Source organism: Lysinibacillus sp. CNPSo 3705, from assembly GCF_028674935.1.
Taxonomy (GTDB): Bacteria; Bacillota; Bacilli; order Bacillales_A; family Planococcaceae; genus Lysinibacillus.
Window position 1 is genome coordinate 116,964 of the sequence record NZ_JAQZSD010000001.1, and the last position, 12,873, is coordinate 129,836.

At 38.2% G+C, this 12,873-nt stretch carries 11 protein-coding genes and 1 pseudogene; all 12 read left to right on the forward strand.

From position 1 onward, the window contains the following. Positions 1-388 precede the first annotated feature (388 nt). The 12 genes and pseudogenes from ltrA (at position 389) to rpsO (ending at position 12,497) form a co-directional block, all read left to right on the forward strand. Positions 389-2,215: a group II intron reverse transcriptase/maturase gene (gene ltrA, locus PVA17_RS00555; protein WP_274066607.1), complete on the forward strand. Its 1,827-nt coding sequence runs from the start codon at positions 389-391 to the stop codon at positions 2,213-2,215. 109 nt (positions 2,216-2,324) lie between these two features. Next, positions 2,325-3,728 (forward strand): annotated as a pseudogene (locus tag PVA17_RS00560) (PolC-type DNA polymerase III); the annotation flags it as partial. Positions 3,729-4,219: 491 nt separating this feature from the next. Further along, positions 4,220-4,690 carry a ribosome maturation factor RimP gene (gene rimP, locus PVA17_RS00565; RefSeq protein WP_132357403.1) on the forward strand — a complete coding sequence of 157 codons (471 nt, stop codon included), beginning with the start codon at positions 4,220-4,222 and terminating at the stop codon, positions 4,688-4,690. Between the two features lie 31 nt (positions 4,691-4,721). Further along, complete coding sequence (gene nusA, locus PVA17_RS00570; RefSeq protein WP_132357402.1) at positions 4,722-5,861, forward strand: transcription termination factor NusA; 1,140 nt, start codon at positions 4,722-4,724, stop codon at positions 5,859-5,861. A 162-nt stretch (positions 5,862-6,023) separates the two neighbouring features. Continuing rightward, positions 6,024-6,302, forward strand: a complete 279-nt coding sequence (gene rnpM / locus PVA17_RS00575; RefSeq protein WP_053594244.1) for an RNase P modulator RnpM — start codon at positions 6,024-6,026, stop codon at positions 6,300-6,302. Then, positions 6,299-6,610 carry a YlxQ family RNA-binding protein gene (locus PVA17_RS00580; protein WP_371873301.1) on the forward strand — a complete coding sequence of 104 codons (312 nt, stop codon included), beginning with the start codon at positions 6,299-6,301 and terminating at the stop codon, positions 6,608-6,610. Before rnpM ends, PVA17_RS00580 begins: the two co-directional genes overlap by 4 nt. A 14-nt stretch (positions 6,611-6,624) precedes the next feature. Continuing rightward, a complete protein-coding gene (infB, locus tag PVA17_RS00585; RefSeq protein ID WP_132357401.1) occupies positions 6,625-8,877 on the forward strand; it encodes a translation initiation factor IF-2 in 2,253 nt (750 codons plus the stop codon). Continuing rightward, a complete protein-coding gene (locus tag PVA17_RS00590) occupies positions 8,877-9,155 on the forward strand; it encodes a DUF503 domain-containing protein (RefSeq protein WP_132357400.1) in 279 nt (92 codons plus the stop codon). The genes infB and PVA17_RS00590 overlap by 1 nt, the downstream gene beginning before the upstream one ends. Before the next feature lie 104 nt (positions 9,156-9,259). Then, positions 9,260-9,601 carry a 30S ribosome-binding factor RbfA gene (gene rbfA / locus PVA17_RS00595; protein WP_100543905.1) on the forward strand — a complete coding sequence of 114 codons (342 nt, stop codon included), beginning with the start codon at positions 9,260-9,262 and terminating at the stop codon, positions 9,599-9,601. A 460-nt stretch (positions 9,602-10,061) separates the two neighbouring features. Then, the gene (truB, locus tag PVA17_RS00600; protein ID WP_132357399.1) at positions 10,062-10,973 is read left to right on the forward strand and encodes a tRNA pseudouridine(55) synthase TruB; all 912 of its coding nucleotides are present in this window, start codon (positions 10,062-10,064) and stop codon (positions 10,971-10,973) included. A gap of 14 nt (positions 10,974-10,987) precedes the next feature. After that, positions 10,988-11,944, forward strand: coding sequence for a riboflavin biosynthesis protein RibF (ribF, locus tag PVA17_RS00605; protein WP_132357398.1), 957 nt, complete (start codon positions 10,988-10,990; stop codon positions 11,942-11,944). A gap of 283 nt (positions 11,945-12,227) precedes the next feature. After that, positions 12,228-12,497: a 30S ribosomal protein S15 gene (rpsO, locus tag PVA17_RS00610; protein WP_068983113.1), complete on the forward strand. Its 270-nt coding sequence runs from the start codon at positions 12,228-12,230 to the stop codon at positions 12,495-12,497. Positions 12,498-12,873 lie beyond the last annotated feature (376 nt).

Below are 12,873 nucleotides of genomic sequence, written 5' to 3' on the forward strand. Positions count from 1 at the left end.
CTAGGTGTGGATGAGTAAGCGTTAGGTTATGAAAATCCATATTGTGTTACAGGCACAATCTTTGCCTAGCGGAATTTAGAGGGAACCTACGGGAATTATGTACAGATAGAAATAGTGGAACGTGTGAAGCTCCTAACGTAAGAGAAGGTTGCACTTCAATGACGACGGTGTATGGAAAGGCAAATCGCTATAACATACTTTAAAGGAGTGGCAGTAGTGCCGTAGTACCGACGAAGAAATGCTGTTGATGACTGAATAACCAATAAGTCGGAGGGAAAAACATTTCAGAGGGAAGGGCACAAGTCGTTAACGTTGAAACAAAAACCTACAATAAGTCAGATTCGTGTATGACTAAAGAGAACGAAAACTTCGTAAAGGAAGTGATTAGTTGGCTGACTTAATGATTCAAAAGTTAAGATATAACGAATATTTTGGATTACAAGAGACATTTGATAACCTCTTTAAAGAAAGTGAAAAGGGTCGATACTTTACAGATATTTATAAGCTGATTATTTCTGAAAAAAATATTTTACTCGCTTTTCGTAACCTAAAAAGTAATACAGGTAGTAAAACGAAAGGTACAAACGGACACACAATTAAACATTTAAACAAAATGAATGCCGACAAGCTAATAAAGATAATAAGAAAAAGACTTGAAAACTATACACCACACTCGGTTAAAAGGTTGTTTATTCCGAAGCCAAATGGAAAAATGAGACCACTTGGAATACCTACAATTGAAGATAGATTGATTCAGCAAATGTTCCTACAAGTTTTGGAGCCGATTGTAGAAGCTAGGTTTCATCCTCAAAGCTACGGATTTAGACCAAAAAGAAGCACACATGATGCATTAGCGAGATGTTATCATTTGGTTAATCATAGTCATCAACATTTTGTGGTTAATATAGATATAAAAGGATTTTTTGATAACGTTAGTCATAAAAAGCTTATGAGGCAATTATGGACAATTGGTATAAGGGACCAAAAAGTTTTAACAATTATTAAAAAGATGCTAAGAGCTAAAATTACAGGTGAAGGTATTCCGACAAAGGGAACTCCACAAGGCGGTATCTTATCCCCGCTTCTTGCTAATATAGTATTGAACGAATTAGATTGGTGGGTATCGAATCAGTGGGAATCAAAGCCAACGGAAGTACCTTATAAACTGAAACGAAATAAAACAGATGCTCTAAAGAAAACAAGGCTAAATCCTATGTACCTTGTTAGATATGCAGATGATTTTAAAATCTTTACAAACTCTTTTGAAAACGCTCGAAAGATTAAAATAGCTGTTGAAAAATGGCTAAAAGAGCGGCTAAGGCTTGAGGTAAGTAAAGAAAAGAGTAAAATCACAAATCTTCGTAAAAATGGTACAGATTTTTTAGGGATACGATTTAGAGCTGTTCAAAAAGGCAACGCTAAAACAGGGTATATCGTAAATTCTAAAATGGACCCTAAAGCAAAAGAAAAAGTGCAAGGGGTTATAAGGTATCAGTTAGTTAAACTTAGAAAAAGTCCTACTCCAGAAAAAGTGATGAACTTTAATGCTAATATTCTTGGACTGCATAACTATTACAAAATTGCGACCAGGATATCACAAGATTTCAATTCAATAAGACATAAAGTTCATCCGAATATCAAATCATTGTTGTTTAGAAGTATATTCGTGAAAACGAAGGAAACAAACAATGTCATTGATAAATTTTATGGGAGTTACAATTATCAAAGATTTAAAAGTAATGGATTGCTGGTATATCCTATTGAAGCAATTCGACATGATATACGAGGACAAAGAAAGCCTGAATTTACGATTTATAATGAGAAAGACAGGTCCTTAATTCATAAAGATTTAAAACATGTGTCTGTTCGTGAAATTGAGATGTTTCGTAAAGGAATATATAAAGCTAAGAGTGTCTTGTATGAAAATAATCGTTTGAGCAAGTATGTGGCTCAAAAAGGGAGTTGCGGTATAACAGGAGAAAGGCTTACTCCACATCAAGCTGTTTGTCATCATATTAAGCCAACAGCTCACGGTGGAACTGACGACTATGATAACTTGATTATTATCAACGGGAGTTATCACATGCTTGTTCATACAAAGGACCCGCTCGCTAATAAAAATTATGTAAAGATGTTAGCTCGATTCGAAAAGAAAGCAATAATTAAATTAAACGAACTAAGAACGGAAGTAGGAAATCCAAAGCTTAGTTTATAAATTTCAACAAAGTTAACGATGGAACGCCGTATGACGCCGAAAGGGTCATGTACGGTGTGGGACGGGGGAAAAGCTGGAGATCATATCAAATGCTTACCTATCGTCATACTTTTCTGGTGAATATCAACCACAAGCTCATAACTATACGAAGGTACTATTCGGTGAGGATTATGTATATCGTGCTGGAACAATCGGAACAGTTGCGGAAAAAACAGCGTATGGCTATGTAAAGGGCTATGCTAGTGATAACAACTTACATTTCCGTGGTGCAGAGGTAGATCGCTTAGTGCAAGGCTGTACAGGTGTAAAACGTACAACAGGACAACACCCTGGGGGGATTATCGTAGTACCAGATTATATGGATATTTTTGACTTCTCACCAGTGCAATTCCCTGCAGATGCACAGGATGCAGAATGGCGTACGACGCATTTTGATTTCCATTCCATTCACGATAATATTTTAAAGCTTGATATTCTTGGGCACGATGACCCGACTGTAATTCGGATGTTGCAGGATCTATCAGGGATAGACCCAAAAACGATTCCAACAGATGATCCAGTCGTTATGAAAATCTTTAGTACTCCAGAATCTTTAGGTGTAACAGAAAAACAAATCGGCTGTAAGACCGGGACACTCGGTATTCCTGAGTTCGGTACTCGTTTTGTTCGTCAAATGCTTGAAGATACGAAGCCATCAACATTCTCAGAGCTTGTGCAAATTTCAGGACTTTCACACGGAACAGACGTATGGCTTGGTAACGCGCAAGAGTTAATTCAAAACGGTACATGTGTGCTAAAAGAAGTAATTGGCTGTCGTGATGATATTATGGTGTATTTAATTTACCAAGGGCTAGAACCTTCTCTGGCATTTAAAATTATGGAGTCCGTACGTAAAGGGAAAGGTTTATCTGAAGAGTTTGAGGCAGAAATGCTAGCAAATAAAGTACCAGGTTGGTATATCGATTCATGTAAAAAGATAAAATATATGTTCCCGAAAGCCCATGCAGCAGCTTATGTGTTAATGGCTGTTCGTATTGCATGGTTTAAAGTACATTTCCCGATTCTTTATTATGCAGCATATTTTACAGTCCGTGCAGATGATTTTGATTTAATTGCCATGGTACAGGGCTCGCAAATGATTCGTGCAAAAATTGATGAAATCAATATAAAAGGCTTAGATGCTTCAACAAAAGAAAAAAACCTATTAACTGTGATGGAACTAGCACTTGAAATGTGTGAGCGTGGCATGAGCTTCCAGAAGGTAGACTTATATCGTTCGCAAGCTAGTGAATTTATCATTGATGGAAACTCTTTAATTCCACCATTCGATGCTATCCCTGGACTTGGTACAAACGTTGCTAAACAAATTGTGGCAGCACGTGAGGACGGAGAATTTTTATCGAAGGAAGATTTACAACAACGAGGTCGAGTATCCAAGACATTGATTGAATACATGGATCAATTGGGTTGTTTAGAAGGAATGCCTGATGCAAATCAATTATCACTTTTCTAAAATAAGAAGGGTAATCTAAAGGCATCATCAATAACGAATAACTTATAAGCCTTATGCTCAAATTAAGGCTTATAAAGTTGAGGATGACATTTGTTAAATGTATACCATGAATAAGTTGATTGAAGTGAAGGCTGGACGCTCCTAAGAAAGCACCTAGCCACAGAACGGAAATCAACCCCCTCGTTTTGGTGATAAGCCTAATTTAAGCACAAATTTCAATTTCCAGACACAATTAAGCCGAAGCATATTGGTTAGATGAGTTGTCTAGAAAAAGGAAATTTGCATTGTGCTGTAAACTATGCTATCCTTATGGTAATAATTTGTTGATATTTTTCCAGCAAAAGAGTGGGACCTTCCCGCTCTTTTCTGTTGTTATACCGTAGCAAAACAAATTTTTGACTAACAGCAGGTAAGACCGTTAAATTTCACCAAAGCTACTGGTGGAATTTCTGTTTTATTACGCCAGAATTGGATAGATACAGGAGGAAATAATGAGCAAAGTACCATCTTTAATTGAAGAGCTCGCCAAACCGATTGTTGAAGAGTTAAATCTTGAGCTAGTAGATGTCGAGTTCGTGAAAGAAGGACGTAACTGGTTTTTACGTGTTTATGTGGATACACCTCAAGGTGGAATTGACATTGAACAATGTGCTCAAGTTAGTGAACGACTAAGTTTGCTATTGGATGAAAATGATCCAATTACACAAAACTATTATTTAGAAGTTTCTTCACCTGGAGCAGAACGTCCATTAAAAAAAGATACTGATTTTGAAAATGCGATTGGCAAATTTATTTATGTTAAAACCTATGAGCCCATTAAGGACATGAAGGAATTCCAAGGCTACTTAACGTCATACGATGAACATACATTAGTGATGGAAGTACGCATTAAAACGCGTAAAATTACAGTAACAATTGAACAAGAAAAAATCGCATTGGCGCGACTAGCCATCGATTTCTAAGCATAATGCATATTTAGGAGTGAAAACAAAAATGAGTAGTGATTTGTTAGATGCGCTAAATGCGCTAGAAGAACAAAAAGGAATTTCAAGAGATGTGTTAATTGAAGCAATAGAAGCGGCATTAGTTACAGCTTACAAACGCAACTTCAATCAAGCACAAAATGTTCGTGTTGATTTAAATTTAGATAAGGGCTCTATTCGTGTCTTTTCACGCAAAGATGTTGTTGAAGAAGTTGAAGATGACCGTTTACAAATTTCTGAAGAAGATGCTAAGGCTATCAATCCTGCATACCAATTGGAAGATGTTGTTGAGCAGGAAGTAACACCTCGAAACTTTGGTCGTATTGCTGCACAGACAGCGAAACAAGTTGTAACACAACGTGTTCGCGAAGCAGAACGCGGCTTAATTTACGAGCAATATGTGGACCGTGAAGATGATATCGTGACTGGTGTAGTTGAGCGTCTAGATGCTCGTAATATTTACGTAGGTCTTGGAAAAGTAGAGGCTGCATTACCACAAAACGAACAAATTCAAGGTGAAACATACCATCCACACGATCGCATCAAAGTTTATATTACAAAGGTTGAACGTACAACGCGCGGACCACAAGTTATTGTTTCACGTACACATCCTGGTTTATTACGCCGCTTATTTGAAATGGAAGTACCCGAAATTTATGAAGGTATTGTAGAAATTAAATCTATTGCTCGTGAAGCAGGAGATCGTTCTAAAATTTCTGTTTATGCACATAACGAAGAGGTAGATCCAGTAGGTTCATGTGTAGGAGCAAAAGGCGCTCGTGTGCAAACAATTGTAAATGAATTAAACGGCGAAAAAATCGATATCGTTGAATGGTCAGAAGACCCAGTTGTATTTGTAGCAAATGCGCTTAGCCCATCTAAAGTTTTAGATGTTCAAGTCAATGAAGAAGAAAAATCTACTACTGTTGTTGTGCCAGACTATCAACTATCACTAGCTATTGGTAAACGTGGTCAAAATGCTCGTTTAGCAGCTAAGCTAACTGGCTGGAAAATTGATATTAAGAGTGAGACAGATGCTCGTGAGCTAGGCATTTATCCATCTGCAACAAGCACTTTCATACCTGCTGAGGATGAAGAAAGTGATTTTGATGATGTGACAGTTGACTTATATCAAGACGACGAAGAATAAGTAAGAAAGACCGTGTGACTAGTTAGCTGCCATTATTCAGTGGGCGTTGGGCTGCGTCGACTGAATAATGGCAGAGCCTACATTGGAATATATTTTGGTTAAAATGTAGTGCATAGCTAGTCCACCTCTTACGACAAGCTTCAGAGAGGAAAGGTGATTCTTATGGCTATTAATAAAAAAGTACCTCTTCGAAAATGCGTAGCAACCGGAGAAATGCTACCAAAGAAAGAAATGATCCGTGTCGTTCGTTCGAAAGAGGGCGAGGTAAGTGTGGATATCTCCGGAAAAAAACCCGGACGTGGTGCCTATGTCTCTAAATCGGAAAAAGCGATTGAAATCGCCCGTAAGAAAAATGTTTTAGGACACCAACTTGATGTAAAAATTCCTGAAGAAATCTACGATGAGCTTATTTTGTTGATTCGTAGGGAGTCTATTATATGATTAATAATCAAGCGGTGTATAATTTGCTTGGGATAGCAGCAAGAGCCCGTAAAGTGACTTCAGGAGAAGAGTTAGTAGTAAAGGAAGTCCGCAATGGTAATGCTAAGCTAGTACTGCTTGCAAACGATGCTTCTAAAAACTCTAGCAAAAAAATTCAAGATAAATGCACGTATTACAACGTTGAGTATCATGTAATTGGTGATCGTTATGATCTAGGACATGCTACAGGTAAGGAGGCCCGAGTGGCTTTAGCTATTACCGATAAAGGTTTTGCAAGCAAATTGTCTAGTCTACTCAACGAAAAATAATCGGGGGTGAGCAGATGACCAAAATCAGAGTTCATGAATATGCGAAACAAGTGAATAAAACGAGTAAAGAGGTTATTGAAGCACTAAATAATTTAAATGTTAGCGTAACAAACCATATGTCAATGTTAGAAAAAGACGTAGTGTCAAAGTTAAACCAAACATTTAAAACGAAAACAGACGCGAAGCAACCTACTCAAAATGTTTCGCAAAAATCACAGCAATCGGTGAAAAAGCAAGATGGGCAAAAGCAGCAATCTGCTACTTCCAAGCCTAAGGCCAATAATCAGCAACAAACGCATCAAAACTCAAATTCGTCTAACGAAAAATCTAAGAATACAAAAGGTAGTCAAAATCGAAATATGACAAATAATAATAATAATAACAATAATAATAATCGTAGAGGTGGCGGAGGTTATAACCAACGTCCAAAACCAGGAATTCATGGCGGGAAACGTCGCCATCCAAAAACACATCAGCCAAGTCAACCAGTGAAACAAAAGGAATTACCAGAAAAAATTACGTTTGTTGAATCACTTTCTGTAGCGGAATTAGCTAAAAAATTACACCGTGAGCCATCAGAAATTATTAAAAAATTATTTATGCTTGGTGTAATGGCAACAATTAACCAAGAATTAGATAAGGATGCAATTGAATTAATTTGCGCAGACTATGGTGTAGAAGTTGAAGAAGAAATTCGTGTAGATATTACGGATTTAGAAACACACTTCGAACAAACAGAAGAAGTAAACGAGGCGGACTTATCAGAACGTCCTCCTGTAGTAACAATTATGGGTCACGTTGACCATGGTAAAACTACATTGTTAGACTCTATTCGCAATACTAAGGTTACAGCTGGTGAGGCTGGAGGTATTACTCAGCATATCGGTGCTTATCAAGTAACTGAAGGCGACAAAAAGATTTCGTTCCTAGATACACCAGGACACGCTGCTTTTACAACGATGCGTGCGCGCGGTGCTAAAGTAACGGACTTAACGATTTTAGTAGTAGCTGCGGATGATGGCGTAATGCCACAAACTGTAGAAGCGATTAACCACGCAAAAGCGGCGGAAGTACCAATTATTGTTGCAGTCAATAAAATGGATAAACCTTCAGCAAATCCAGACCGTGTAATGCAAGAGTTAACAGAGCATGGCCTAGTTCCTGAAGCTTGGGGTGGAGAAACAATTTTCGTACCAATCTCTGCATTAAAAGGTGAGGGTATCGACACATTACTTGAAATGATTTTACTTGTCGCTGAAGTGGGAGAATTAAAAGCAAACCCTAATCGTCTAGCGCTTGGTACAGTAATTGAAGCACAGCTAGATAAAGGTCGAGGTTCTGTTGCAACACTTTTAGTACAAGATGGAACATTAAAAGTTGGGGATCCAATTGTTGTCGGCCATACTTTTGGGCGAGTACGTGCTATGGTAAACGATAAAGGACGTCGTGTGAAAGAAGCTGGACCATCAACGCCAGTAGAAATCACAGGTTTAAATGAAGTACCACAAGCTGGCGACCGTTTCGTTGTCTTTGAAGACGAAAAAACAGCACGCCAAGTTGGTGAAACTCGTGCAATGTCAGCGATTCAAGCACAACGCTCAGAAAAACAACGTGTAACGCTTGATAATCTATTCGAACAAATGAGTCAAGGTGAAATGAAAGAGCTTAACTTAATTGTAAAAGCTGACGTTCAAGGTACTGTAGAAGCGATGGCTGCATCATTAATGAAAATTGATGTAGAAGGCGTAAACGTGAAAATTATTCACACTGGCGCTGGGGCGATTACAGAATCAGATATTTCTCTTGCAGCAGCTTCAAATGCAATTGTTATTGGCTTCAATGTTCGTCCAGATATCAATGCAAAACGAGCAGCAGAAGAAGAAGGCGTAGATATTCGTCTACACCGCATTATCTATAAAGTGATCGAGGAAATTGAACAAGCAATGAAAGGTATGCTTGATCCAGAATTCGTAGAAAAAATTATTGGTCAAGCAGAAGTTCGCCAAACAATTAAAGTATCAAAAGTTGGTACAATTGCTGGTTCATACGTAACAGAAGGTAAAGTAACTCGTGATTCTGGCGTACGTGTAATCCGCGACAATGTAGTAATTTTTGAAGGTGAATTAGATACACTTAAACGTTTCAAAGATGAAGTAAAAGAAGTTGCCAAAGGTTACGAATGTGGTATTACTATTACAAACTTCAACGATATTAAAGAAGGCGACATTATTGAAGCCTATATTATGGAAGAAGTTAAACGCGTTTAATGATTGTTTATGCAGAGGTTGAATTTATGATTCAAACTGCCCATTCGTTGAAGGAAAAACGTGCTGTCTTACAGCGTATGCTTACCCGCACAAAGCAAAAATTTAATGTATCCATTGCGGAAGTTGACCATCAAAATGTATGGCAGCGCACGAAATTAGCGCTTGTTGCTGTTTCTTCTTCAAAAGAAGCAGCCGAGCGTGAAATAAATCACGCGCTTCACTACTTACAGTCAAATCCGGCTTGGGAACAGTTAAATGTGTGGCGAGACTATTTATAAGTAACATTAGAAGTTGTGTTGTATGATTTAGCCATACCTTGTATGTAACTATATGTGCAAGTGAAGACATAACTTTCTGTACATCGAAATTGAGGTGACAAACTATGTCTCTACGCTCAAACCGTGTCGCTGAGCAAATGAAAAAAGAACTCGGTGATATTATTGGACGTAAAATAAAAGATCCGCGTGTTGGTTTCGTTACTGTTACTGGTGTTGAAGTGACAGGTGATTTACAACAAGCGACAATTTATATTACAACTCTAGGCAATGAACGTGAAAAAGAGGAAACCTTAAAAGCTTTATTAAAGGCTTCTGGTTTCATTCGTTCAGAAATCGGGTCACGAATCCGTTTACGTCGTACACCAGAACTAATCTTTGAATTCGATTCATCGATTGAATATGGTAACCGTATTGATTCATTGCTACGTGGTTTACACGAAGAATAAGCTTAACTTAAAAAAGTCTGCCGATGCATGTTCATGCAGGCAGACTTTTTTGGCCTTCGTGCAGAGCTTACCTATATGTTTTGGCGACCGCACGCCAGTTTTTTTCGGTAGGTGTCAGGCATCCACTTCTATCTTAAAAGTGGATTTATCCTCAAAAGTCATGGATGACAATTGTCTATGTAAAGAAGTTGATTGGAGTGAGACTGGCGACTCCTTGGGGATTAGCAATAAACGAAGGCTAAAAGCATCACATCCTGTGATAACACCTTCGTGACCCACATCGTGTTGGCCCGAGACCCTGCAGCGAAGCGGATGTTTCCTGTGCGAAAGCGAAGTGTCAGCTACAAAGCGCCCAGTCGGAACGGAAATCAACCACACGTTTTGATGATGATCCTAAAAGTGATGAAAATCTAACGAAGATCAAAATTGCTAAAAATGAATTGATTTTAGGAGGAAATTTATGAACGGTATTTTACCGCTTTGGAAAGAACGTGGCATGACAAGTCATGATTGCGTTTTTAAATTACGAAAAATTTTACGTACTAAAAAAGTTGGCCATACAGGCACACTTGATCCAGGTGTTGAGGGAGTTCTTCCCATTTGTATTGGTCAAGCAACACGCATCGCAGAATACTTAACTGATGCAGGGAAAACCTATGAAGCTGTTATTTCAATTGGCCGTACAACGACAACGGAGGATGCAGAAGGAGAAACGGTTGAGCAAGATAGTACGGCTAAAAAGTTCACACGTACTCAATTGCAAGAGGTTTTAGCATCGCTAACAGGTGTTATTCAACAAACGCCACCGATGTTTTCAGCTGTCAAAGTAAATGGTAAACGTCTCTATGAATATGCTCGAAAAGGCGAAATTGTCGAAAGACCTACACGTCAAGTTACCATTTATGCATTAGAACTACTAGATGATGTAGAAATATATGAAGGGCAAGAAATTACATTTCCAGTACGTATAGCGTGTAGTAAAGGGACGTATATTCGAACACTAGCTGTGCAAATCGGAGCGGCACTTGGCTATCCAGCACACATGAAAGAGCTCGTACGCACAGCCTCAGGTACATTTACGCAAGAGAATTGCTTTACGTTGGCACAAGTTGCTGAACTGATGGAAGGTGAACAAATTGATACATGCATTTTACCAGTTGAGTATGCATTAACAGATTATCCATATATGGAGATCACTTCCGCAAACGAAAAAGAAATTTTCAATGGACAAGTGCTTCCCGCAGATGCATTATTAAAGATACATGATAAAATTGTTTTTGGAATCAGTGGGAAAGCAATTGCGGTCTATCATGCCCATCCTACAAAGGAAGGGTTTATGAAGCCACATAAGATGTTTCCGACGATAGAGTAGGAGGATTTTTTAGTATGGAGGTCATTCATTTAAAATACCCACACCAACTACAGCAACGAGAAAGCATGCAGCCATATTCATTGGCACTTGGTTTTTTTGATGGTGTACATAGAGGGCATCAGGCAGTTATTAAGGCAGCGAAAGAAGAAGGAGACAAGCGTCAAATTCCAACGGCTGTTATGACATTCGATCCACATCCTTCTTTAGTGCTTGGCGGGCGTAACGAAAAAGTATTTTATATAACGTTATTACAGCAAAAATTGCAGCTTTTTGAAGAACAGGGTGTTGATACAGTATTTGTTGTGCATTTCACATCTGATTTTGCAAAGCTTTCACCTGATGCATTTATTGATACATTTATTCGTGGGTTGAACATTCAACATGTTACAGCAGGCTTTGATTATTCTTTTGGCGCATTTGGGAAAGGTACAATGGAAGAAATGCGTGCATTGAGTAATGGAGATTACGGCGTAACGGTTGTTGAAAAGAAAACTGATGATATTGAAAAAATTAGCTCTACACGTATCCGTAAGCTTTTGCAAGAGGGAGATATGGAGGAAGCGAGATTACTCCTAGGACGTCCATTTGAAGTTACGGGTATCGTTGTACATGGTGATAAGCGAGGACGCACAATAGGTTTCCCAACTGCAAATGTCCAAGCGTTAGAGGGAACTTATATTCCAGCAAGCGGTGTATATGCGGTTCGAGTACTTGTACAAAATAACTGGTATGATGGTGTATGTAATGTAGGCTATAAACCAACATTTAAAGATCCGAACGACAAACAATTATCCATCGAAGTCCATATATTAAACTTCGAAAAAAATATTTACGGTGAAGAAGTGCATGTCGCTTGGTATAAACGTATAAGAAGTGAACGAAAATTCGATGGCATTGAAGCGTTAAAAGCGCAAATCGAAAAAGATAAACAGCAAGCAATTCAATATTTTACACTTATTACCGAAAATTAAAACATACGTCATGACTTATGTTGAGTGTAATGGCTCATCGGACGCTCCCAGCCGGAACGAAAATTAACTACACACGTTATAGTGTTGAGCCATTTTTATCGAGTTAATACAATTTAAATGTGCTTTAACATTTGAATGGACTTATGTTAACGCTTGCTTGACCTATTGATTTATGGTAACATTCATAAGTGCATAATATGCTTATCCTTAGCTCGGTATATCGATGACTCCAACGTGTACTGTGCTAATGGGGATTAACAATTATTTAGGAGGTCCATACAAAATGGCTATTTCAAAACAACGTAAAAACGAAATTATTGCTGAGTTCCGTACTCACGAAAGTGACACTGGTTCTCCAGAAGTACAAGTTGCAGTGTTAACAGAGGAAATTAACGCTCTAAACGCTCACTTACGTACACACAAAAAAGATTTCCACTCTGAGCGTGGTCTTCTTAAAATGGTAGGTCGTCGTCGTCACTTATTAAAATATCTACGTGAAACTGACGTACAACGTTACCGTGAACTAATCACTCGTTTAGGCTTACGTCGCTAATTGTCAATCGAAAAGCGGGATTAATCCCGCTTTTTCTTTATGTTTATAAACATTAAGAACAAGGTAAACTTTACGTTACGAAGTTACAGGAGACTCCCATTCTCGGAAGGTGGGAAAGGAATGTGAATGTGGCCCTTATTAGTGGGTGTTCAAACGCCTACTAAATGAAGATAAAGCCTAGCACGGATTGTAAAAGGAATCCTGCCAGTACGATTCAAAATCCGGGCGCAATGACGTTAGGCGAAAGTGATTATGTTAAAAAAAGCATGTATGATATGAACTTCAAGCAAAAAAACACTGTTTCAATCAAATACAGAAATAAATCCTAAATAAATTGGCAATAACTGAATTTAAATGTATTATTATTTCATGAAAT